We start from the raw sequence: 22652 nt of genomic DNA, 5'->3' as shown, positions 1-22652 counted from the left end.
GTTAACCTCTTAAAAACGCGCGAATGTGGCTGGCGACCAAAGCGGCACCGCCGGTGCGTGGAACAATATTCTGGGCTATTTTCGCCATAGCATTCAATGTAGCAGGGGCGCCTAGCAATTGCTCAATACTGGCAGTCAACTGCGCCTGGCTTACCTCACCGGCATCCCCCAGCCAGCAGCATGCCTTTCGGCGCGCCAACTCCGCGGTAGTAGCACGTTGATTATCGGCCACGGTGACCACGATGCCGGCAAGCCCGCTAATACAACGTTCCCAGTGAATGGTGCCGCCGCTACTGATCATCAGCGAAGCCTGCTGCATCAGCCTGGCCATATAGCCGCACTGATGGTGTAAGGTTATGTCCGGACGCTCCGCTATTTGCGCTTGTAACTGTTCGTGCCAGGGATAACTGCCACCCACTACAATATCGGTGCTTACTGATAAATTCTTTAATTTTTGCAGGGCCCTGACGGTTTGACCGGTCATATTGTGTTCATCGGCCCCGCCAAAGCATACCAGAATTTTTTCCGGCTGCCGGGGCAGGGGAGGCGCATAAAATTCCTCACGCAGCAATGCGTATCGGGGGCCAAGCAGCAACCGCGTGGAGGCGGGTACGTAGGCCAGATAACGCTCCTGGGGGTGCTAAACAAATTTTGGTCTAGTAAAAAGTCGCAATAGTGTGGCCGATTGGCAAGATCGTCTATCACAAGGGTCGCCTGCCGCTGGCTTTGCAAAGCCTGACAATACCGTGCGCCCAACGCATAATGATCAACCACCAGCAATGAAAAGGGCCCAAAACCGTTAAGTATCGCTAATGTCGCCTCGGCATCCCGGTTTTCATCGCTACCTTTAACGGCACCAAGCAGCCGGCACTCAAATCCCGCTGCTTCGATGGTATCTTGCATATGGCCGGGTAAATCACGGCATACAAAAACACACTGCATGGGGTGTAAAGCTTTGGCCAGGGTCAGGCAGCGCATAACATGACCGGCGCCAATATGGGTGGAGCCATCCACCCGAAACACCGCTCTCATGACCGGGTCTTTTGTTTTATCAGCTCATACAACATTTCTGCACGCTCCCAGTCTTCGGGGGTGTCAATATCCTGTACCTGGTAATCCGGTAGCACCAACATGTGGGAATTAGCACCGAAAATGTGTTTTTTAGAATCCAGCCAGGTTTCACAGCTGCCCCAGTATAGTTGGCCGGCATCGTGAAACGCGGGGGGCAAATCCTGCGAACGCTGGGTTATGCCATGGGCATCAAAAGGGACTACGCCGCCGCTGTCGGTTTGCATAATAGCGCGCTGAATGGGAAACGAGTAACGGGCCGCCGTAAAGACATAATCCCACTTGCTTTGTTGCAGTTGATGCAGCGCTTCGCTTACCTGCGAGGCCGACAGCAGCGGCGCCGTAGCATAGATGCAGGCGCAGTAATCAAGCGACCAGCCCATCCCCAGCAGTTCTTTAATTGCATGACACACCACCGGCGAGGTACCGGTATAGTCATCCGCCAGTTCGGGTGGCCGCATAAACGGGACTTCGGCGCCGTGATGGCGGGCGACTTCGGCAATGGCCTCATCGTCGGTGGAAACCACGACTTTGTCGACCACGCCGCTGGCAAGGGCGGTTTCAATAGAATGTGCCAGCATGGGCTTGCCACAAAAATGGCGAATATTTTTTCGGGGGATTCGTTTGCTGCCGCCCCGGGCCGGAATGATGACTATATTCATAATACCCCTTTACTATGGCATCGACGCCAGCGTCGGTGGTCCGCCTACTGGCGTGTCAGGTATAAAAAGGACAGAAATATCAATCTTTTTTCGAAGGCGTTGTAGATGAATAAATCTGCAATAAAATCAGAGTATAACGCAAGCATGGCTGAGTGTGAAAAACAGCACAGCAGAGAGTGATACTCGCTTTTTGCGTTATTAACAAACATACCCATAACATGCTGCAAAAATAGTCGGCTGTGCTAACATAAAGACAGTATAAGGAGCATCTCATGATTAACTTCAATTCCGAAGGTCCGTCGAGCTTGTTGCAACAGGTACAGGATAAAAAAACTGATCTGATGGAAAAGCTTGCCAGTGGCAAACAGGTGAACAACGCCTCAGATGGCGCCGCGGCCCAGCAAATTATCGACCGGCTTACCTCGCAGGTTGAAGGCAGTCGGCAGGCTATCACGAATGCCTATGATGGTATTTCACTGGCACAGGTGGCTGAAGGCGGTCTGGCCAATATTAATGAAGATGTCAGCCGCATCCGCGAGCTTACCATGCAGGCGGGTAACGGCATCCTTTCTAGCAGTGATCGCGAGGCTATCCAGTCAGAAATTTCAGCCTTGCAGGACAACATCAGTCTGACGGCTGAACAAACTAACTTCGCGGGCAAACCGCTGCTCAATGAGTCCTCTCAGGTCAGTTTTCAGGTGGGCGCTAATGCCGGCCAGAACGTGGATATCCAGACCAATGATGTGGTGCGTGAACTTAGCGACGTGCTGAGTATTGATGTGACCTCTGGAGATGTCAACCAGGCGTTGGAAGCTACCGATGCTGCACTGGAGAGCGTGGGTGGGTTCCGGGCTGAACTGGGTGCCACCCAAAACCAGTTGGCCAGTAGCGCACGTACTATGTCACAGTCTGAAGTGAACACGGCGGCCGCACGGGGTCGGATTCAGGATCTTGACTATGCCCAGGCTGTCACGCAAAGTGTGTCTCAGGATGTATTAAGTCAGGCCAGTACGTCGATGCAGGCGCAGGCCAATCAACAGCAGGGACAGGTTCTGGCGTTGTTAAGTTAACTAATTTCAGCTCTTTTTGAAAAAGCAGGCTTGCCTGCTTTTTTTCTGAGCACAATTAAGCGATCAACAGTTGCGCCAGATTCGTTTACCGCTAAAATCATGCAAATGCGCTAAACTGTTAATAATAAGAACGCATCTTTTCGGGGAATTAATGAAGGATATTCTGCTCGTTAGCAATAACGGCGAACTGATTCATAAGCTAGAAACCATTGTTTCGTTTATCGGTGAACCTTATACCACCCGTGCGCCGGAAAAAAGCGCACAGTATTTAAAGGACAACCCGGTAGATGCGGTGTTGCTGGACTTCGCCGCGGCGTCGGTTCAGGAGCTTATCCTGCAATTTCCTCATATTCCATTTGTTGCGCTGGTCGAAGAAGACGGCAGTGTCGGGCCCGAGCGCAATCTGGTCGGGGTGATAACCTTACCCATGACTTACCCTGCTTTAACTCAGGCAATTCACCGCTGCCAGGAATACAGCCGGCGGCGTCCGGGTTCTGACAAACCCTCCGGCATCAAAACCCGTTTATTTCGTTCCCTGGTAGGCAAAAGCGAAGAAATTCAAATGGTACGGCGTCTGGTAGAACAGGTTGCGCCCACCGATGCCACGGTACTGATTTTAGGTGAGTCGGGTACCGGCAAAGAGGTGGTGGCCCGTAATGTTCACTTTTTTTCAGAAAGAAAAGATGGCCCGTTTATTCCGGTTAACTGCGGGGCGATCCCGGGTGAGCTGCTTGAAAGTGAGCTGTTTGGGCATGAAAAAGGGGCGTTTACCGGCGCCATCAGTGCCCGCAAAGGCCGCTTCGAGCTGGCTGAAAATGGTACCCTGTTTCTAGATGAAATCGGCGACATGCCCATGCAGATGCAGGTCAAATTGCTACGGGTGTTGCAAGAGCGAACCTTCGAACGGGTCGGTGGCAGCACGCCTATTCGCTGTAATGTTCGGATTGTCGCGGCCACGCACCGCAATCTGGAAACCATGATTGCCGATAACAAGTTTCGTGAGGATTTGTATTACCGGCTAAATGTCTTTCCTATCGACAGTCCGGCCCTGCGCGAGCGTCGCGAAGATATCCCGTTACTGCTGCAGGAACTTATTAGCCGTATCCAGGGCGACGGCGTTGATGCTGTGCGGTTCACCGAAATGGCTATCGCTTCGCTGATGGAACATCAGTGGGCGGGTAATGTTCGTGAGCTGTCGAACCTGGTTGAACGCTTGAGTATTTTGTACCCCGGCCAGATTGTCGATATTCAGGAGTTACCGCCAAAATATCAGTATGGCGATGTACAGGCGTATCAGCCAGAATACCCCGAGGAGCTGCTGGAGCGTGATGCGTTTAACGCCTTATTTGCTGAGGCGGCGTCTCAGCAGGATGCCCCCGATAACGAAGCCAGCCCAGGTGAATTTATTGACCAGTCACAGTTGCCGATGGAAGGCGTCAATCTTAAAGAGTATCTGTCTGAGCTGGAGATCAACCTGATTATCCAGGCATTAGAGCAACAGGACTGGGTGGTAGCCCGGGCGGCGGATAAACTGGGGATGCGCCGTACCACCCTGGTGGAAAAGATGCGCAAGTACAATATTCAGCGTGAAGAAAATTGCTCGTCAGATAATTGACAACCTAACCCTTCTCACAATACACGCTAACTCACTGAAAAATAAGTGCTAATAAGTTGGCACGCCAAATGCTAGCTAGATTGTCATAAGAAACACGTCTGCTTTTTGACGAGGACGATATGACATACGACAGCACGCATCATAGCGCCACGTACGATAATACGTACTCTGCGCCACCTTCCCGCTATTTTGATAGTGGCGCGCCAGCACACTCTGGTGAAGAGTTACAGGCACTGCGTCATCAGGCCGATCGTCTTTCACACTTGTTACAGGTTATGCCCGCCGGCGTTATCGTGCTGGATGGTAAAGGCATTGTACGCCAGGCAAATGGTCAGGCCATGGATTTGTTAGGTGAGCCCCTCGAAGGCCAGCTTTGGCGCACCATCATCGCTCGTTCGTTCAAGCCCCGCGCCGACGATGGTCACGAAGTGTCACTGATTGATGGCCGTCGGGTCAAACTTTCCATTACCCCGTTGCAAACCGAACCTGGGCAATTAATTGTGCTTACCGATCTGACTGAAACCCGGCAATTGCAAGCCCGGGTCAGTCATATGCAGCGTTTATCGGCACTTGGAAAGATGGTGGCGTCGCTGGCTCATCAGATTCGCACGCCATTGTCAGCCGCTATGCTGTATGCCGCAAATTTAACCCGCCCGGATGTGGAAAAAGAAGCCGGCATCGGTTTTGCGCATAAATTAACCGGACGGTTACAGGAGCTCGAAAGTCAGGTCAACGATATGTTGTTATTTGCCAAATCAGGCGAAGAACAGGTCGTATCCCGGCTTAGTCTGAGTGATATCAAGATGGCTATCGTGCCTAATGCCGTCAGCCTGACTGATCCTCACCGGCAGCAACTGGTATTTGAAGGATTTGATACCCAGGTGCAGATTATCGGCAATCAGAGTGCGCTCAGCGGCGCGCTATTAAACCTGATCCATAACGCCAGCCAGGTCAGCGCCCCCGAAACCCGGATACGGATCGTCGCGAAGTATTGTGATGAAAAGGTGCATATCCAGGTCATCGACACGGGGCCGGGCATTCCAGATACCGAAAAAGATAAGATTTTTGAACCGTTTTTCACTACCAAAACCCATGGCACCGGGCTGGGACTGGCAGTGGTAAAGTCGGTGGCCCACGCCCATCAGGGCCAGCTAAGTGTCACGAATCTGGCGCAGGGGGGAGCTTGCTTTTGTCTGACTCTGCCTGGCACTAAGTCTGACATGGGTACTTATACCTCAGGAGAAACAGCATGAGCCAAACCAGTATATTGATTGTGGAAGATGATGCCGGTTTACGCGAAGCATTAATTGATACCCTGAATCTGGCCAGGTATCGGGTAGTGGCAGCCGATAGCGCCGAAGAAGCCATGAGTTGTTTAGGCCAATATCAGATAGACTTAGTGGTCAGTGATATTCAGATGGCCAAAATGAGTGGCCTGGTGTTGCTTAAACATATTAAGTCCCGCTTTCCCCAGATGCCGGTGTTACTGATGACCGCGTATGCCACCATTGATGATGCGGTACAAGCCATGCGTGATGGGGCCACCGATTACTTATCCAAGCCATTTGCTCCTCAGGTGTTACTGAATCTGGTGGAGCGTTATGCGCCTGCTCAGAAGGTGGAGTCCTGTACTCCGGTTGCCGCCGACCCCAGTAGTCTGGAGCTTTTAGCCCTGGCCAGTAAAGTGGCGCGTTCGGAGGCAACGGTAATGGTGTTGGGCCCTAGTGGTTCAGGCAAAGAAGTGCTGTCGCGTTATATTCATGATCAGTCTAACCGGGCGGCGGCGCCATTTGTGGCAATAAACTGCGCGGCCATTCCTGAGAATATGCTTGAAGCCACGTTGTTTGGTTATGAAAAAGGCGCGTTTACCGGCGCGTTACAGGCTAGCCCCGGCAAGTTTGAACAAGCCCAGGGCGGCACTCTGTTGCTGGATGAAATTACCGAGATGGATTTGGCGCTACAGGCCAAATTGCTGAGGGTGTTACAGGAAAAGGAAGTCGAGCGGTTGGGCGGACGCAAAACCGTCAAGCTGGATGTGCGGGTGATTGCCACCAGTAACCGTGATTTACGCGCCGCCGTAGACAATGGTGAATTTCGCGAAGATCTTTTTTACCGTCTGAATGTGTTCCCCATCACCTGGCAGGCCTTAGCGCAGCGCCCGGGCGATATTGTGCCGCTGGCAGATCACTTACTTGCCCGCCATGCCCATAAGCAGGGGCAGGCCACCGCAAAGCTTAATGCGTCAGCCCGCAATAAACTTATCCAGTACGACTGGCCTGGTAATGTTCGCGAGCTGGAAAATGTTATCCAGCGGGCACTGATACTGCACAGCGGTGATACAATTGATGCCGGCGATTTAATGATCGATATGGCAGCCACGCTGGCCAGTCATAATACTGGCCAGACTCATCAGGTAGCGCCGGTTGAGGCCCAGGAGGACAGTAGCCGCTTAGGCAGCGAATTGCGTCAGCAGGAGCATCAGATTATTTTAGATACGCTCCAGGTTTGCAACGGCAAACGTAAAGACGTGGCTGAAAAACTGGGTATAAGTCCGCGCACCTTACGCTACAAGCTTGCCAAAATGCGCGAAGATGGTATTGATGTGCCCGCCTGAGACCATGTGCAATTAAACATACCGTGAGACTGCCCGGCCTCGCGGTATTTTTAACCAATTCTTTTTTATTGCTTCCTCCCCCTCCCTAGCGTCTGTCATTTTTTTGGCTAACCATTCCCAAGCTATTGAAAAATATCAATAATAAAAGTTGGCTCAGCCCTTGCTTCAGTCTTGTTATATTGATGAGTCAGACAAGCTTCTGACGGCATAAATCTTGGAAATCTTGGGAGAATAGCGATGGACGTTAAAGCCGACAGTTTGTATCAGGAAATGCAGGCCATGATTGGCCAGGCGCGCCTGCAAACCAGTGCCACGCCCGAAATTCAGGCTAACCCCGGGGCGGCCGGTGAATTTTCCACCATGCTGAAAAGTGCCATCGACGGGGTCAATGACATGCAGATGAATTCAAAATCAATGCAACATTCTTTTGAAATGGGTGACCCCTCATTAAGCCTGGCCGATGTCATGCTGGCCAAAGAAAAAGCCGGTATTGCCTTTGAGGCCACGGTGCAGGTACGCAACAAAGTGCTTGATGCGTACAAACAAATCATGAACATGCCGGTGTAGGCGAGGAACAATAATCATGGCTGATACTGGAACCAATTTGACTGTGTCCGATCCCGATGCCTTAAGCGGCGCGCCAGAAACAGAAAATAAGTCTGGTTTTATGGATACGCTGGGCAGTGCCGATATGATGCGGCAGATGGCACTGGTGGTGGTACTGGTTATCTGTGTAGCCATTGCGGTATTTATTATGATTTGGGCGCAGGAACCCGATTATCGGCCACTGGCAAAAATGCCCACCGAAGAGCTTATTGAAACCCTGGACTACCTTGATGCCAATCAGATTGAATACAAGCTGGAAGGCAATACGGTATTTGTCCGTAATGATGAGTTTCAGAATGTGCGCCTGGGCATGACACGCCAGGGCCTGGTTAATACCGAAGATGCCGGCTCCGATATTATTATGCAGGACATGGGCTTTGGGGTCAGCCAGCGGGTGGAGATGGAGCGGCTCAAGCATGCCCGCGAAAAACAAATTGCGGCGACCATCGAAGATATGTCGAGTGTGCAGAAAGCCCGGGTACTGCTGGCCATGCCCAAAGAAAATGTATTTGCCCGGCGTGAGAAAAAAGCCAGTGCTACCGTGGTATTAACCCCAAGCGTGGGCAGGTGATTGGCGGCGAAGAAGTTGATGCGGTGGTAGATATTGTGGCCTCAGCCGTGCAAAGCATGGAGCCGGCCAATGTTACTGTTACCGACAGCAATGGACGGTTATTAAATTCAGGCTCCCAGGACTCTATCAGTTCGCGGGCACGCAAAGAATATGAAATTGAAAGCAAACGCGAACAGCAGTACCTGCAAAAAATTGATGCCATCTTAATCCCGGTCCTGGGGATTGGTAATTACACCGCGCAGGTCGATGTCTCAATGGACTTCACCGCCCGGGAACAAACCCAACGCAGTTATAACCCTGAGGTGCCGGCGATTCGTAGCGAAATGATCACCGAACACAATACCGTGGGCGCCGGCGCCGGCGGTATTCCGGGCGCGCTGAGTAACCAGCCGCCCATGGAATCGACGATTCCGGAAGATGCGGTGGGCGGCAATGCAATGAACCCGATGCCCGGTAGCAACAGCAAAGAATCTACCCGTAATTATGAACTGGATACCACCATTAGTCATACCAAAAAACAAACCGGGGTGGTGCGCCGGTTAAGCGTTTCTGTGGCGGTGGACTATATTTCCACCACCGCCGAAGATGGCTCGCAAAGTATGGTGCCGCGCAACCAGGAAGAAGTGCTGAATATTCGTCGTTTGCTGCAGGGCGGTCTGGGATTTGATGTCACCCGGGGCGACTCGCTTGAAGTAGTGAGTGTGCCGTTCACACGGATGGACACCGGTGTGATTGAGGAAACCCCATTATGGGAAGAGCCAAAATTCTTACCCATCCTGAAGCTGGTGGTCGGTGGCCTGGTTATCATTGTGCTGATTATTTTTGTGGTCCGGCCAATGCTGCGTAAGCTGATGAATCCTGAAGCCACGAAAGAGGTGGATGATTACGATGCGGATGAAGGGCTTGACCTGGGCGATGAAACCATCACTATGCTGAATCAGGAATTTGATGAGGGTCAGGTTGGTTTTGCTCCGGATGGCTCGCTGATGCTGCCCGATTTACACAAAGATGAAGATGTTTTGAAAGCGGTTCGGGCGCTGGTCGCCAATGAACCGGAATTGTCCGCCCAGGTAGTTAAGGGCTGGTTGTTGCAGGATGAGTAGGAGCAGTAAGTCATGGCTGAAGAAATAGCGAACACCGAGGAACCGTCTTACGATGTCGGCAAACTCGAAGGGGTTGAAAAGGCTGCCATCTTGCTGCTGAGCCTGTCAGAAGAAGATGCCGCGCAGATCCTGAAACATTTAGAGCCCAAACAAGTGCAGAAGCTGGGCGCTGAGATGGCAAAAGTTGATGATATGACTCAGGCCAAGATCACCTCAGTGCACAAGCATTTTATTGATGAGATACAAAACTACAGCACCATCGGGTTCCAGAGTCAGGACTTTGTGAAACGCGCCCTGACCGCCGCTCTGGGTGAAGACAAAGCCGCCAATTTGATTGATCAAATTCTGCTGGGTAACGGCGCCAAAGGTTTGGACTCGTTGAAATGGATGGATTCAAAGCAGGTGGCTTCCATTATTCGTAATGAACACCCGCAGATTCAAACCATTGTGTTGTCTTATCTTGAGCCTGAGCAAAGCGCCGAGATTCTGGCGCAATTCCCGGAAAAAGTCCGGTTAGATCTGTTAATGCGTATTGCCAACCTGGAAGAAGTGCAACCCGCAGCGTTGCAGGAGCTGAATGAAATTATGGAAAAACAATTTGCCGGTCAGGCCGGAACGCAGGCGGCCAAAATGGGCGGCCTGAAGTCTGCAGCCGATATTATGAATTACCTGGATACTTCTATAGAAGGTCAGCTGATGGATGCCATCCGCGAACAGGATGAAGAAATGAGCCAGCAAATCCAGGATCTGATGTTTGTGTTCGACAATCTGGTGGACGTGGACGACAAAGGGATCCAGGCAATTCTTCGTGAAGTGCAGCAGGATGCCTTGTTAAAAGCCATCAAGGGCGCCGATGAAGAGCTGAAAGTCAAAATCACCCGGAATATGTCGAAACGGGCCGCCGAGATGCTAACCGATGACCTGGAAGCCATGGGACCAGTGCGCTTGTCGGAAGTAGAAACCGCGCAAAAAGAAATCTTGTCGGTAGCCCGACGCTTAGCTGATTCCGGCGAAATAATGCTGGGCGGCGGCGGTGGCGAAGAATTCCTGTAACCGATAATTGGAACCTTGCTCTATGTCTGATGATCAGAACGAAAAGGCGCACGACGCCCGGCTGTGGGATCTGCCTTTTGTGGATGATCCCGGGCACCAACAGGCCGACACCAGTACCAACGCCCTCAACCGGCGTAGCGACTGGGTATACGAGCCGCCTGAAGAAGAAGAGGAAGTTAAACCACCCACCCTTGAAGAAATTGAAGCCATTCGCGAGGCCGCGCGTGAAGAAGGCTATAACGAAGGTCGCCAGGCCGGGTTTGATGAGGGCCAGGCTGCAGGCTTCGAGCAGGGCAAAAGTGAAGGACTGGCCGCCGGTCACGAAGAAGGCCATGCTGAAGGCCTGGCACAGGGCCAGCAGCTTATCGACGAGCAGCAGGCACTATGGCAAAGCCTGGCGGAAACCCTGCACGCGCCGTTAGAGCAGGTCAATGCGCAGGCCCGGCAGGAACTGGCCAGGCTCGCCGTAACGCTGGCCAGGGCGGTTATCCGCACCGAAGTGACCACCAATGACGCGGTCATTATGCAAGCGCTTACCGAAGGCATAAAAGCATTGCCCCTTACCGAAAATCACTACCAGATTCATATGCATCCTGACGATATCGCCTTGCTTCGTGAGCAGTTGGGGAATGAGGCTATTCGTGAAAAAAACTGGCAGCTGTTTGAAGCGCCAGCGATGTCGCGAGGTGGCTGTGATGTGGTCACCAGTCAAAACGCGGTGGATGTCTCTATCGAGCGGCGCTGCCGTGAAACCCTTGACAAATTTTTACTGCAGCAGGGGTTAAGTGGTGAGTGATGATTTCACCCGTTACTTTAGCCAGCTGACCCAGCAGGTCCCGCAGCCGCCGGTGGTGGCCGCGGGTAAGCTGGTACGCGGGATCGGACTGACCCTGGAGGCGGTAGGTTGTCAGTTGCCGGTAGGCAGCCAGTGCATGGTGCAGACCATTGAGGGTGAAATTGAGGCTGAGGTGGTCGGTTTTGGCGATGATATTACCTATCTGATGCCCACCGAAGCCGTACGCGGCATAGTTCCGGGCTCCCGGGTAATGCCGCTGAACCGCCAGAGCGGGTTACCGGTTGGTCCAGGTCTGTTAGGGCGGGTTCTTGATGGCAATGGCCAGCCTTTAGACGGCTTAGGCGCCATTGTCGCCGAACACCGCGCACCCACCACCAAGGCGCCGATGAACCCGCTTATTCGCATGCCGATTAAACAACCTATGGATGTGGGCGTACGGGCAATCAATGCCTTGAACACCGTGGGCGTGGGGCAGCGTATGGGGCTATTTGCCGGCAGCGGCGTGGGAAAAAGTGTGTTGCTGGGAATGATGACCCGGGGCAGCGAAGCCGATGTGGTGGTGGTGGGGCTGGTAGGCGAACGTGGCCGCGAAGTAAAAGAATTTATTCACGATATTCTGACCGAAGAAGAGCGTGCCCGGGCCGTAATTGTTGCGGCGCCGGCAGATACCTCACCCCTGATGCGGCTGAAAGCCTGCGAAACGGCGGTGACAGTGGCAGAATATTTTCGTGATCAGGGCAAAAATGTGTTGCTGCTGGTGGACTCGCTCACACGCTACGCCATGGCCCAGCGCGAAATTGCGCTGGCGGTAGGCGAACCTCCGGCCACCAAAGGCTACCCGCCATCGGTGTTTGCCCGCTTGCCGGCCCTGGTGGAGCGGGCCGGTAACGGCGCTCAGGGGCAGGGCTCCATTACCGCGTTTTATACCGTGCTGACCGAAGGCGATGATTTACAGGATCCGATTGCCGATGCCGCCCGGGCCATTCTGGATGGTCATGTGGTGTTGTCTCGTAAACTGGCCGACGCCGGTCATTATCCGGCTATCGATATTGAAGCCTCCATTAGTCGCGTGATGCCGATGGTGGTCTCAGAAGAGCATTTGTTGCAGGCCCGCCGGGTGCGCCAGGTCTACTCCACCTATAAACAAAATCAGGATTTGATTGCCATTGGTGCTTACGCCCGCGGCTCAGATCCACGTATCGACCTGGCCATTCGTGCCGAACCGGCAATTAATGCGTTCTTGCAGCAGGGCCTGAATCAGGTGTTGTCGTTTGCAGAGTGTCATGAGGCTATGCAGGCGCTCGCCTCGGGGCTGGGCAATGGATAACGATATGGTGGTGAGTTTATGAGCCAGTTACAAACCGTCATCAAAGTAGAACGCGACCGCGAAGACAAGGCCGCGCAGGCTCTGCAAATGGCTGAAGGCAATGTCCAGCAGCAAAAGCAAAAGCTCAGTAGTTTGCAACAATACCGGCTGGATTATGTTCGCCAGATTCAGCAGTCGGGTAAACAGGGTGGGGTAGATGCCCGTGATTATCATCAGCATTTGCAGTTTGTCGGTAAGCTTGATAAAGCCATTCAGCAACAAATGCAGATCATTTCTCAGGCCAGGATGGTGGTAGATCAACGCCGCCGTCAGTGGCTGGAACAACAAAAGCGTCGAAAAGCCGTCGATGTGCTGATTGAAAAAAAACAGGCAGAAGCGGCCATTGCCGCTAATCGCCGCGAACAGGACATGCTGGATGAGTTCGCTAATCAGCGTTTTTTACGTTCCAAAACAACTCGTTGGTAAAATCCTATAGCTAGAGCGTGGTTAATTTTACATAGTGGAACGCGACTTGCTATTTTCTGATTATCTGTACAAAACACCATATTCATGACGCTTAACGCCTGGCCCACGCTATCACTACAGCGCAGGCCGTTGCTGCTAAGCAAAAACCACCCCTAAGAGGACTTTGGTTATGATGCAAAACCTTGCCCCCCAACGCCAGAATGTTGCCGCCTTGCCGATTGATATTGAGCGCCCGGCTCCGGCATCAGACGCTGTTCATGGCTTTGGTGAGGTTATGCAACAGGCGGCAGCAGCCACCAGCAACAAAAGCAGCAAAAACAAGCAACCATCGGAGCCTGCTGGTACGTCTACCACACCTGCGCCAGTTACAAGCAAAAGCAAAACTACTGACGCTGACACCTCGGTTTCTGATAAAGCCAGTGCGACCCCGGCCACCGGCAGCCGCACCGAGTCGGCTACCGACAAAACCAGTGCAATTAATGACAATGCAGATGTCAGCGCTCCAGCCGATCCGGCTCAGGATATTGCCGGCAAACAGGCTGATGCAGCCGACGTGGACTGGCTGGAATATGTCAACCGCATCCGCAATTTAGAGCAGGACCAGGGTAGCCCGGAGCAACCTGATGTTACGGCGCCGATAGCGCCCATCGTAAAAGGTGAGGATGCATTACAAATAATTTCTGATGAGCTGGCCAGCCAGAACAATCAGTTGCTGTTTGAGGCTGGCGACGTCGCGCCTAAAGCCGGGGATGAACAAAAAGTGACGCCCATTCCGGTGCTGGTGGGAACGCTGGCCAAAGAAATGCTCAAACAGCTGGGCGGCAGTGGTGACGATGGTGAGGCGGGAGAGACACAAGCCTCTGCGGAAGATATCGATGCGCTGGCCGCCGCTATCATTGAAGTGTTGGGGGCCGGCCAGGACAATGCTGGCGATACCGGTGAGGAACAACTTGAGTCAGATAGCTTTTTAGCCGAACTCGCCCGACTGCAACAGGCGCAGCAGCGTAAAAACGAAGATACCAGTTTGTTAAGTCAGTTGCTAAATACTGAGCTGGGTCAGACTGAGCAAGGAACAGCAACAGCAACAACAACAGCTTCTCCTGGCGATGGCTCGCTGAATTTACTAGAACAGCTGAGTCAGTTGTCCGTACAAGGTCAGCAGCAGATGTCACAGGCACTGAGTGAGCGTATTGCCGAGCTGGCGCCAGCGCAAACCAGCGAGGCCAATAAAGCGCAGCTGGTCGCGGCGGTGTTAAGCGGCCTTAAAGAGATGCAGGATCAGATGGCGCAGGGCCATCAGCCTGGCTTTAGCGTGACCGATATGGTGGCTCAAGCCATGACCGAAAGTGGGGTTGAAGTGACGCCGCTGCTGCACAACCACATTGACCAGCAAGTAACTCAGCTGGCCGCCATTGCGTCAGCAGGCAGCAGCACTGCACAACTGGCGGCTTCCATGCACAATGCCGCGGCGGTGGCCTCGGTAGATACCCAGATGGCAGAGCATACGCAGTTGCGCAGTGAAGCTTCAGCAGCGACAAAGCAAGCCGAAGGGCTGGACAATGCGGTAAATATCCAGCAGCCTGACGGGCAGAAACAACTGGCGGAGAAGGTTCGCTGGATGGTGAATAGCCGAAATATGATGGCCGAGATTCGACTTGACCCACCGGAAATGGGTAGCATGCAGGTACGGGTCAATGTGCAGGGCGATGCCGCGGCCGTAAGCTTTGTGGTGCAATCTGCTCAGGCTAAAGATGTGTTGCTGGAAGCAGAGCCCAGATTGCGCGAAATGCTGGCCGAGCAGGGTATTGCGCTAGGCGAGTCTTCGGTTGAACAACAAAATCAGTCCGGCGATGATAGTCAGGGGCAGCATGCTGGTAAGGGCTCAGGTCAGGGCGACGCCGAGGCCGGTACCGATGACAGCACCATAGTGTCACAACAGTCATTGTCCCGGCAGGCACAAGGGGGTATTGACGACTATGCTTAATACGCCTATTGCATAATTGCGCTTTTTATTTCACACACGATAATACCTGTACCGGATTGACAAGAGAACACACACGTGGCCGATGAAGAATTACAAATAGAAGATACCGAGAAAAAAAGTAAGCTACCGCTGATTATTATTCTGCTGGTGGTTTTGATTGCCGGGGGCGGCGCCGCCTGGTTCTTTTTGTTTTCAGGTTCACAGGAACCGGCGGCCGCAGCGCAGACTGCAGCAGATGGTTCAGATACCCAGGCTGAGATACAAGGGTCGGCTGACGCAAAGGTGGGTACTGCCTTGTACGTGGCCATGCCACGTCCCTTTGTGTTTAATGTGCCGGGTACCGGGCGGGATCGGCTGGTACAAATTAAAGCCCAGTTGATGGTGCGCGGCGGCGATAATGAAGAAACCGCCAAAATGCATATCCCACTAATAGAAGGCACCTTGTTACAGGTATTTAGTGCCAGTAATGCCGATGAGCTTGTAACCGAGGCCGGCAAAGTGACGCTGCGGGAGCAGGCCGCCACTGAAGTGCAAAAAGTGATGCAGGAAATGACGGGCGACCCGGTGGTCGAGCGGGTTCTGTTCACTGGCTTTGTAATGCAATAACCAGGATGACACTGTGAGCGATTTATTATCTCAAGACGAAATCGATGCGTTGTTACACGGCGTTGACGATGTAGAAGAAGAGGAAGTCAGCAGCGAGCCGTCCGACTCTTCGGCGCTCGAGTATGATTTCTCCTCGCAGGATCGAATTGTGCGTGGACGCATGCCCACGCTCGAAATTGTCAATGAACGTTTCGCCCGGCATCTGCGGGTGAGCCTGTTCAACATGATGCGCCGGTCGGCCGAAGTGTCGATCAATGGTATTCAGATGATAAAATTCGGTGAGTATATTCATACGTTGTTTGTACCCACCAGCTTGAACATGGTGCGCTTCAGACCCTTAAAGGGCACCGGGCTGATTACCATGGAAGCCCGGCTGGTGTTTATTCTGGTGGATAACTTCTTTGGCGGTGATGGTCGTTACCACGCCAAAATTGAAGGGCGGGAGTTTACCCCGACCGAGCGCCGGATAATCCAGATGCTGCTCAAAATCATTTTTGAGGATTATAAAGAAGCCTGGGCGCCGGTAATGGATGTGTCCTTTGAATACCTGGATTCGGAAGTTAACCCGGCCATGGCCAATATTGTCAGCCCCACAGAAGTGGTGGTGATCAGCTCTTTTCATATAGAACTGGATGGTGGCGGCGGCGACTTCCATGTATCGCTACCCTATTCCATGCTGGAGCCCATCCGGGAGCTGCTGGATGCCGGGGTACAAAGTGACAAAGAAGACACCGATTTGCGCTGGAGCAAGGCTCTGCGCGATGAAATTATGGATGTAAAGGTTAACCTGTCCACTCATATGCTGGATGTAGAGGTTAGTCTGCAGGACATTATGGAATTTAAGGCGGGCGATATTATCCCGGTGGAGATGCCTGAGCATATCACGGTGCTAATTGAAGACCTGCCTACCTTCAGAGCCAAACTGGGGCGTTCACGCGACAACCTGGCTTTAAAGATAACCGACAAAATTGCGCGGCCCACCTCGGTGAAGTCGGAGCTACAATTATTAACCCGCGGTGGCCGCGTTATAGACAACGACGCTGAACTGCAAATTCTCGAAGAAGATCTGTAGTACAGACTTTTTGGATGACATGAGGCATTCTTATGAGTGAACAAGACGGAATGGACGATTGGGCTGCGGCCATGGCTGAACAAGCAGATTCAGAAGCCGGTGAAGGCGCGCAATCAGACGAAGATGTGCAACCAGCTGAGCTGGATGAATTTACCGATGATGCGCCCATCAGCGCTGAAGAAAAGCGCAAGCTGGATACTATACTGGATATCCCGGTCACCATTTCCATGGAAGTGGGGCGCAGCCAAATCAGCATCCGTAATTTGTTGCAACTGAACCAGGGTTCAGTAGTGGAGCTTGACCGTGTGGCCGGCGAACCATTAGACGTACTTGTAAATGGCACGCTGATTGCTCATGGTGAAGTAGTTGTAGTCAACGACAAATTTGGTATCCGACTCACCGATGTTATCAGTCAAATTGAGAGAATTAAAAAGCTTAGGTAAATCTTCATGCTTATCAAGGGGCTGCGCTCTGCTGCCCCTGTTATTTTGCCCCTCAGCCTTCGCCCAGTCCACCCAATCCATCACTAACCCAGGGTCGGTGTTGTCCATTTTCTTGTCGCTTTTGCTGGTGGTGGCGATCATTTTTGCGTTAGCGTATGTCCTGCGACGGTTTAATGTCACTCATGCTGGCCAGGGCCAGATGAAAGTGGTGGCCAGTATGGTTGCCGGTGCCAAAGAGCGGGTGATGGTGATCCAGGTTGGCGACGAACAGCATCTTATTGGTGTGACCAGCCATAATATTTCGCATCTGAGTAAACTCGAACAGCCGTTAGCGGTAAAAGAAAGCAATCTGGCCTCCGGCAGTCAGTTTAAAGATAAGCTGGTACAGGCGATGGCAGGCAAAATGAATCCGGCGGTAAAAAAGGATGTATCCGATGATAACTAGAGGACGGTTGATGATGGTACTGCTCATGGCAGGCCTGTTCAGCATGCCGGTACTGGCGCAGCAGGGAATTTCAGCGGTCACGGTATCCACCAACCCTGACGGCACCCAGGATTATTCAATGACGCTGCAGGCGTTGTTTATCATGACCGCATTAAGCCTTATTCCGGCTTTTATCATGATGATGACCTCCTTTACCCGTATTATTGTGGTGTTGTCTATCTTACGCCAGGCCATTGGTTTGCAGCAGTCGCCTTCTAACCAGATTCTGATTGGGGTGAGCCTGTTCTTGTCGATGTTTATTATGGCGCCGGTCTTTGAGCAGGTGAACGAACGGGCCTTGCAACCCTATCTGGACGAACAAATGACCAGTATGGAGGCCTTTGAGCAGGCCAAAGAACCCATGCGGGCGTTCATGCTCTCGCAAACCCGGGTAAAAGATTTGGACACCTTTGTGCGTATTGCCGGGGATGAGGATAAATACGCCGAACCCTCAGAAGTGCCCCTGACCATTCTCATCCCTTCCTTTGTAACCAGTGAACTAAAAACCGCTTTTCAGATTGGCTTTATGCTGTTTATCCCGTTCCTGATTATTGATTTAGTAGTGGCGTCTATTTTGATGGCGATGGGGATGATGATGCTCTCGCCAATGATTGTATCGCTGCCGTTCAAGCTGATGTTGTTTGTGTTAGTGGATGGCTGGAATCTTATTTTTGGCACCCTGGCCACCAGTTTTGGTATGGGCGTTTAGGAGTACGGTATGTCCCCTGAAGTCTTTGTTGAAATTCTGCGCGAATCATTATTTCTGGTTATTTTGCTGGTGTCGGCGGTGATTGTGCCCAGTATGATCGTCGGGCTTATTGTGGCGGTATTTCAGGCCGCGACCTCCATCAATGAACAAACCATGAGCTTTTTGCCCCGTCTGATTGTGACCCTGCTGGCGTTAAGCTGGGGCGGTAACTGGCTGGTGTCTAAGCTCATGGACTTCACGTTTCATATGGTCGAGCGTATTCCGCAGGTTGTTGGCTGACCATGCACTTTGAACTGGCCACGATTACGCAATTTCTGGCGGATATGATGCTGCCATTTATGCGTATCAGCGGTATGTTCGCCGCGATGATTGGGCTTAGCGCAAAATCCATTCCGCCACCGGTACGCGCCTTACTGGCGGTTTTTATGACCCTGGTTATTGTGCCGGTGGTAAAACCGGTGCCCATTGATGATCTGGTTAATCTGGCCACCTTTTTGGAGGTTATCCGGCAATTACTAATTGGGGTGGTTATCGGGTTTATCTCGATGATGGTACTGAACACCTTTGTTATCGCCGGCCAGATTATTGCCATGCAAACCGGTCTGGGGTTTGCCTCTATCGTCGATCCCGTGAATGGCATCAATGTCCCGGCGGTGGGCCAGTTTTATCTTATTCTGGCGACCCTGCTGTTCTGGGGGATGGACGGGCACTTATCGATGATCCAGATGATAGTATTAAGTTTTGATGCCTTTCCGATTACTGAGAGCTGGTTTACGCCGGCTCAGTTTCGTGAAATAGCCCACTGGGGCTCCTGGATGTTTGTGTCTGCGGTGACGTTGTCGCTGGCGCCGATTGTGTCGTTATTGATTGTGAATCTGGCCTTTGGGGTAATGACCAAAGCCGCGCCCCAGCTGAATATTTTCAGCATTGGTTTTTCTATTGCCCAGATCACCGGATTAGTGGTGATGTGGATCACGCTGGAAAACTTTTCTTCTCACTTCTCAGCCCAGTGGGCCAGGGCAGAGCAGTTTATGTGTCAGCTGCTGGCAATTTGCCCGGGATAAGGAGGCGTCGTTATGGCTGATGATGCGCAGGAAAAAACAGAAGACCCCACGAGTAAAAAGGTCGATGAGGCCCGAAAAAAAGGTCAGATAGCCCGGTCTCGGGAGTTATCCACCGCGCTGGTATTAATCATCAGCGGTCTGATGTTTTTATTGATGGGCGGAATGATCGCCAAAGCCATTTACAACATCACACAACGGATGTTCTCGTTATCCCGGGATGAAACCTACGATCCCTCACACATGTTTATTGTTGGCGGTGAAGCACTGATGGAAGTTGCCGGGCCGGTGTTACTCTATATGGTGGTGGCCATGGCCGCCGGCATTTATGGCTCCATTGCTTTGGGTGGGTTTAACTTTTCATGGGAGTCGGCCGCCCCAAAAGCCAATAAAATCAATCCTATCAATGGTTTTAAGCGCATGTTCGGCATGAACGCGCTGGTAGAGTTGATCAAAGCTTTCGCCAAGTTTGCGGTGATCGGCGGGCTGGCGGTGGGCGCTTTACTGTATTACAAAAATGAAGCTTTGCACCTGGATATGGAGATGTATCCGCTTAATATGTTCCATGCCATGGATATGCTGGAGTGGGCCTTTTTGTTACTGACCCTGGGGATGATTCCTATTGCTGCTATTGATGTGCCGTATCAGATATACAAGCACAACAAAGAAATGAAAATGAGCAAGCAGGAAATCAAGGATGAGAATAAAAATGCCGAAGGCGATCCCATGGTCAAGGGCCGCATCCGTCGCTTACAGTTTCAGGCTGCAGCCAACCGCATGATGCAGGAAGTGCCCGAAGCCGATGTGATTGTAACCAACCCGACCCATTATTCGGTGGCCCTGAAGTACGAAGAAGATGGCAATCGGGCCCCGGTAGTGGTGGCCAAAGGCATTGATGAGCTGGCGATGCATATCCGTAAGATTGCCAGTGCCCACGATGTGCCGTTAGTGGCTTCCCCCATGCTGACCCGGGCCATTTATTATTCCACCGAAGTAGACCATGAAATTCCTCACAAACTGTTTATGGCCGTGGCCCAGATCCTGGCCTATGTTTTTCAGTTAAGAGCCTACAAAGCGGGTAAAGCCGCCAAGCCCAAGCCGGTTAAGAAAGACTTACCTATCCCACCAGAATTGCGACGCTAATATAATTTCGGCTATATCACATTGTGGCATGGTAGTTGAACTATCCGCATCAGACAGGCAGTAAGTGTCAATTTTCTGATAGTGAGATAAAACGCGATGGAATTAACAGGTTTTTTGCGCCGGTTTGATAAAAATCAGCTGCAGCAGTTTGCTGGCGGGCTGGGTGTTCCGATCGTGTTGCTGGCCATTATGGGCATGGTTATTTTGCCCATGCCCCCGTTTCTGTTAGACATTCTTTTTAGTTTTAACATTGCTTTGTCACTGGTCATAATTCTGGTGGCGGTTTTCACCGAACGGCCGGTGGACTTTGGTATCTTTCCCCTGGTCCTGCTGATAGCCACGGTTTTAAGGCTGGCGCTGAATGTGGCCTCGACCCGGGTGGTGCTGTTGTATGGCCATGAAGGGGGCGATGCCGCTGGTAAAGTGATTGAAGCCTTTGGTGAGGTGGTGATTGGCGGTAACTATGCGGTCGGGGTCGTGGTCTTTGCTATCTTGCTTATTATCAACTTTAAAGTGGTCACAGCCGGTGCCGGACGGATTTCGGAAGTAAGCGCTCGCTTTACTTTGGATGCTATGCCTGGTAAGCAAATGGCCATTGATGCCGACCTGAATGCAGGTTATATCGACCAGGATCAGGCCCGTGAACGTCGCGAAGAAGTTACTGCCGAGGCTGATTTTTACGGGTCCATGGATGGTGCGTCAAAATTTGTTAAAGGGGATGCTGTCGCGGGTCTGTTCATCATGTTGATTAATATTGTCGGTGGTCTGTTTATCGGCATGATTCAGCACGACCTGAGCTTTGGGCGCGCGGTAGAGGTCTATACCCTGCTCACCATTGGTGATGGTCTGGTGGCGCAAATTCCTTCCCTGCTGCTGTCGGTGGCCACCGCCATTATTGTGACCCGCGAAAATGAAACTCAGGAAATGGGGCGGGAAATCCGTTCGCAGCTGGGTGACCCCAAGGCCTTGTATATTGCCTCAGCGGTGTTGTTTGTAATGGGCGTTATCCCGGGTATGCCTCACATTGCCTTTTTAGGTTTCTCGGCCATTGCCGGCGGCTATGCCTACTGGCAAAGTCTGCAGCTTAAAAAAGCGGCAGAACAGCCGGTGGCCACTACGCTGCCTGCAGAAGGTGATACCGGGGTACCGGAAGCCAAAGAGCTGGGCTGGGAAGATGTGCAGCAGGTAGACACCATTGGTCTGGAAGTCGGTTACCGGTTGATTCCATTGGTGGACAAATCTCAGGGCGGCGAATTGTTGACCCGGATTAAAGGCGTACGTAAGAAGCTGTCTCAGGAGCTGGGCTTTTTGATACCGCCGGTGCATATTCGCGATAACCTGGATTTGGATCCCAATGCTTATACCATTGCGATGCTGGGCGTTAATATTGGCGATGCGCAAATCAGTCATGATGAAGAGCTGGCGATAAACCCGGGTCAGGTATTTGGCGAATTGCAGGGCCGGGCGACCCAGGATCCAGCGTTCGGGCTGGATGCGGTGTGGATCAAACCTGCCCAGCGAGAGCACGCGCAAACCCTGGGTTATACCGTGGTGGATGCCGCTACGGTTGTGGCTACGCATTTATCTCAGCTGCTCACCAATAACGCCTATCAGCTACTGGGTCATGAAGAAACCCAGCAATTGCTGGATATGCTGGCCAAAAGCAGTCCTAAGCTGGTGGAAGGCCTGGTGCCGGATATTCTGCCGTTGAGTTCCGTGGTTAAAGTTCTGCAAACCTTATTATTTGAAGGGGTGCCGATCCGCGATATGCGCACTATTGTGCAAACCCTGAGTGAGTACGGTACCAAGAGCCAGGACCCGGATGTACTGGTGTCTGCGGTGCGTATCTCACTTAAACGTCTTATCTCGCAGGAGATATGTCAGGGCGGTCGAGAAATCCCCGTCATAACTCTGGCGCCAGAGTTGGAACAGATGTTGCACCAGTCTTTGCAAGCAGGTGGGGAAGATGGCGCAGGCATCGAACCTGGACTGGCCGACCGGATGCAAAAAACATTGCAACAGGCCAGTCAGCAACAGGAACTTTCCGGCGAACCGGCCGTGTTACTAACCTCCGGTATGCTACGCCCCGTACTCTCCCGCTTCTTTAAATACTCTGTAGCTGGTCTTCATGTTCTGTCGTATCAGGAAGTGCCAGATGATAAACAGATAAGAATAGTCAGTTCAGTGGGTCAATAATCTG

22 protein-coding genes and 1 pseudogene are annotated in these 22652 nt (G+C 52.2%); 20 read left to right on the top strand and 3 right to left on the bottom strand.

The features are described 5' to 3' along the window. Position 1: 1 nt before the first annotated feature. The 3 genes from IT774_RS12405 to pseF are packed head-to-tail and all read right to left on the bottom strand — an operon-like array spanning position 2 to position 1730. Positions 2 to 484, bottom strand: a complete 483-nt coding sequence (locus IT774_RS12405; RefSeq protein ID WP_195810043.1) for a glycosyltransferase — start codon at positions 482 to 484, stop codon at positions 2 to 4. Continuing rightward, entirely contained in the window at positions 481 to 1032 is a 552-nt protein-coding gene (locus IT774_RS12400) for a hypothetical protein (protein WP_195810042.1), read from the bottom strand. Before IT774_RS12400 ends, IT774_RS12405 begins: the two co-directional genes overlap by 4 nt. Next, a complete protein-coding gene (gene pseF, locus IT774_RS12395; RefSeq protein ID WP_195810041.1) occupies positions 1029 to 1730 on the bottom strand; it encodes a pseudaminic acid cytidylyltransferase in 702 nt (233 codons plus the stop codon). Before pseF ends, IT774_RS12400 begins: the two co-directional genes overlap by 4 nt. A 272-nt stretch (positions 1731 to 2002) precedes the next feature. On the opposite strand from pseF, the gene IT774_RS12390 reads away from it, so the two are divergent. The 20 genes and pseudogenes from IT774_RS12390 (at position 2003) to flhA (ending at position 22648) form a co-directional block, all read left to right on the top strand. Further along, positions 2003 to 2800 carry a flagellin N-terminal helical domain-containing protein gene (locus IT774_RS12390; RefSeq protein ID WP_195810040.1) on the top strand — a complete coding sequence of 266 codons (798 nt, stop codon included), beginning with the start codon at positions 2003 to 2005 and terminating at the stop codon, positions 2798 to 2800. A 151-nt stretch (positions 2801 to 2951) separates the two neighbouring features. Beyond that, on the top strand, positions 2952 to 4415 hold the full coding sequence (locus IT774_RS12385) for a sigma-54 dependent transcriptional regulator (protein ID WP_195810039.1): 1464 nt from the start codon (positions 2952 to 2954) through the stop codon (positions 4413 to 4415). Positions 4416 to 4534: 119 nt separating this feature from the next. Then, complete coding sequence (locus tag IT774_RS12380; RefSeq protein ID WP_195810038.1) at positions 4535 to 5668, top strand: sensor histidine kinase; 1134 nt, start codon at positions 4535 to 4537, stop codon at positions 5666 to 5668. Next, positions 5665 to 7029: a sigma-54-dependent transcriptional regulator gene (locus IT774_RS12375; protein ID WP_195810037.1), complete on the top strand. Its 1365-nt coding sequence runs from the start codon at positions 5665 to 5667 to the stop codon at positions 7027 to 7029. Before IT774_RS12380 ends, IT774_RS12375 begins: the two co-directional genes overlap by 4 nt. A 237-nt stretch (positions 7030 to 7266) precedes the next feature. After that, positions 7267 to 7596 (top strand): flagellar hook-basal body complex protein FliE, encoded by a 330-nt coding sequence (gene fliE, locus IT774_RS12370; protein WP_195810036.1) that lies wholly within the window; start codon positions 7267 to 7269, stop codon positions 7594 to 7596. A gap of 16 nt (positions 7597 to 7612) precedes the next feature. Beyond that, positions 7613 to 9309, top strand: a pseudogene (fliF, locus tag IT774_RS12365) (flagellar basal-body MS-ring/collar protein FliF). A 12-nt stretch (positions 9310 to 9321) separates the two neighbouring features. Then, the gene (gene fliG / locus IT774_RS12360; protein ID WP_195810035.1) at positions 9322 to 10362 is read left to right on the top strand and encodes a flagellar motor switch protein FliG; all 1041 of its coding nucleotides are present in this window, start codon (positions 9322 to 9324) and stop codon (positions 10360 to 10362) included. Positions 10363 to 10384: 22 nt separating this feature from the next. After that, entirely contained in the window at positions 10385 to 11158 is a 774-nt protein-coding gene (gene fliH / locus IT774_RS12355; protein ID WP_195810034.1) for a flagellar assembly protein FliH, read from the top strand. After that, complete coding sequence (fliI, locus tag IT774_RS12350; RefSeq protein ID WP_195810033.1) at positions 11151 to 12485, top strand: flagellar protein export ATPase FliI; 1335 nt, start codon at positions 11151 to 11153, stop codon at positions 12483 to 12485. Before fliH ends, fliI begins: the two co-directional genes overlap by 8 nt. Before the next feature lie 18 nt (positions 12486 to 12503). Next, the gene (gene fliJ, locus IT774_RS12345) at positions 12504 to 12950 is read left to right on the top strand and encodes a flagellar export protein FliJ (RefSeq protein ID WP_195810032.1); all 447 of its coding nucleotides are present in this window, start codon (positions 12504 to 12506) and stop codon (positions 12948 to 12950) included. Positions 12951 to 13119: 169 nt separating this feature from the next. Further along, complete coding sequence (locus IT774_RS12340) at positions 13120 to 14934, top strand: flagellar hook-length control protein FliK (protein ID WP_195810031.1); 1815 nt, start codon at positions 13120 to 13122, stop codon at positions 14932 to 14934. 75 nt (positions 14935 to 15009) lie between these two features. Next, a complete protein-coding gene (fliL, locus tag IT774_RS12335) occupies positions 15010 to 15540 on the top strand; it encodes a flagellar basal body-associated protein FliL (protein WP_195810030.1) in 531 nt (176 codons plus the stop codon). 13 nt (positions 15541 to 15553) lie between these two features. Then, entirely contained in the window at positions 15554 to 16612 is a 1059-nt protein-coding gene (gene fliM / locus IT774_RS12330) for a flagellar motor switch protein FliM (RefSeq protein WP_195810029.1), read from the top strand. Positions 16613 to 16644: 32 nt separating this feature from the next. Beyond that, positions 16645 to 17055: a flagellar motor switch protein FliN gene (fliN, locus tag IT774_RS12325; RefSeq protein WP_195810028.1), complete on the top strand. Its 411-nt coding sequence runs from the start codon at positions 16645 to 16647 to the stop codon at positions 17053 to 17055. A 28-nt stretch (positions 17056 to 17083) separates the two neighbouring features. Further along, entirely contained in the window at positions 17084 to 17500 is a 417-nt protein-coding gene (fliO, locus tag IT774_RS12320; protein WP_195812291.1) for a flagellar biosynthetic protein FliO, read from the top strand. A gap of 10 nt (positions 17501 to 17510) precedes the next feature. Continuing rightward, positions 17511 to 18248 carry a flagellar type III secretion system pore protein FliP gene (fliP, locus tag IT774_RS12315; RefSeq protein ID WP_195810027.1) on the top strand — a complete coding sequence of 246 codons (738 nt, stop codon included), beginning with the start codon at positions 17511 to 17513 and terminating at the stop codon, positions 18246 to 18248. 9 nt (positions 18249 to 18257) lie between these two features. Next, positions 18258 to 18527, top strand: coding sequence for a flagellar biosynthesis protein FliQ (gene fliQ, locus IT774_RS12310; RefSeq protein ID WP_108567840.1), 270 nt, complete (start codon positions 18258 to 18260; stop codon positions 18525 to 18527). A gap of 2 nt (positions 18528 to 18529) precedes the next feature. Continuing rightward, the gene (gene fliR, locus IT774_RS12305) at positions 18530 to 19312 is read left to right on the top strand and encodes a flagellar biosynthetic protein FliR (RefSeq protein ID WP_195810026.1); all 783 of its coding nucleotides are present in this window, start codon (positions 18530 to 18532) and stop codon (positions 19310 to 19312) included. A 12-nt stretch (positions 19313 to 19324) separates the two neighbouring features. Then, positions 19325 to 20452, top strand: coding sequence for a flagellar biosynthesis protein FlhB (gene flhB / locus IT774_RS12300; RefSeq protein ID WP_195810025.1), 1128 nt, complete (start codon positions 19325 to 19327; stop codon positions 20450 to 20452). Positions 20453 to 20548: 96 nt separating this feature from the next. After that, on the top strand, positions 20549 to 22648 hold the full coding sequence (flhA, locus tag IT774_RS12295; RefSeq protein ID WP_195810024.1) for a flagellar biosynthesis protein FlhA: 2100 nt from the start codon (positions 20549 to 20551) through the stop codon (positions 22646 to 22648). Positions 22649 to 22652: the final 4 nt, after the last annotated feature.

The sequence above is a fragment of the Salinimonas marina genome (assembly GCF_015644725.1).
In the GTDB taxonomy this organism is placed as follows: Bacteria; Pseudomonadota; Gammaproteobacteria; order Enterobacterales; family Alteromonadaceae; genus Alteromonas.
Note: the sequence above shows the minus strand (reverse complement) of the source record. Positions and strands in the feature narration are given on the sequence as shown.

Excerpts from the sequence above, each read along its gene's own strand:
- fliQ (WP_108567840.1), top strand. The coding sequence starts at position 18,258 with ATGTCCCCTGAAGTCTTTGTTGAAATTCTGCGCGAATCATTATTTCTG.
- fliE (WP_195810036.1), top strand. The coding sequence starts at position 7,267 with ATGGACGTTAAAGCCGACAGTTTGTATCAGGAAATGCAGGCCATGATT.
- flhB (WP_195810025.1), top strand. The coding sequence starts at position 19,325 with ATGGCTGATGATGCGCAGGAAAAAACAGAAGACCCCACGAGTAAAAAG.
- flhA (WP_195810024.1), top strand. The coding sequence starts at position 20,549 with ATGGAATTAACAGGTTTTTTGCGCCGGTTTGATAAAAATCAGCTGCAG.
- IT774_RS12385 (WP_195810039.1), top strand. The coding sequence starts at position 2,952 with ATGAAGGATATTCTGCTCGTTAGCAATAACGGCGAACTGATTCATAAG.
- pseF (WP_195810041.1), bottom strand. The coding sequence starts at position 1,730 with ATGAATATAGTCATCATTCCGGCCCGGGGCGGCAGCAAACGAATCCCC.
- fliN (WP_195810028.1), top strand. The coding sequence starts at position 16,645 with ATGAGTGAACAAGACGGAATGGACGATTGGGCTGCGGCCATGGCTGAA.
- IT774_RS12400 (WP_195810042.1), bottom strand. The coding sequence starts at position 1,032 with ATGAGAGCGGTGTTTCGGGTGGATGGCTCCACCCATATTGGCGCCGGT.
- fliJ (WP_195810032.1), top strand. The coding sequence starts at position 12,504 with ATGAGCCAGTTACAAACCGTCATCAAAGTAGAACGCGACCGCGAAGAC.
- fliG (WP_195810035.1), top strand. The coding sequence starts at position 9,322 with ATGGCTGAAGAAATAGCGAACACCGAGGAACCGTCTTACGATGTCGGC.
- IT774_RS12390 (WP_195810040.1), top strand. The coding sequence starts at position 2,003 with ATGATTAACTTCAATTCCGAAGGTCCGTCGAGCTTGTTGCAACAGGTA.
- IT774_RS12340 (WP_195810031.1), top strand. The coding sequence starts at position 13,120 with ATGATGCAAAACCTTGCCCCCCAACGCCAGAATGTTGCCGCCTTGCCG.
- IT774_RS12380 (WP_195810038.1), top strand. The coding sequence starts at position 4,535 with ATGACATACGACAGCACGCATCATAGCGCCACGTACGATAATACGTAC.
- fliP (WP_195810027.1), top strand. The coding sequence starts at position 17,511 with ATGATGGTACTGCTCATGGCAGGCCTGTTCAGCATGCCGGTACTGGCG.
- fliH (WP_195810034.1), top strand. The coding sequence starts at position 10,385 with ATGTCTGATGATCAGAACGAAAAGGCGCACGACGCCCGGCTGTGGGAT.
- IT774_RS12375 (WP_195810037.1), top strand. The coding sequence starts at position 5,665 with ATGAGCCAAACCAGTATATTGATTGTGGAAGATGATGCCGGTTTACGC.
- IT774_RS12405 (WP_195810043.1), bottom strand. The coding sequence starts at position 484 with ATGACCGGTCAAACCGTCAGGGCCCTGCAAAAATTAAAGAATTTATCA.
- fliR (WP_195810026.1), top strand. The coding sequence starts at position 18,530 with ATGCACTTTGAACTGGCCACGATTACGCAATTTCTGGCGGATATGATG.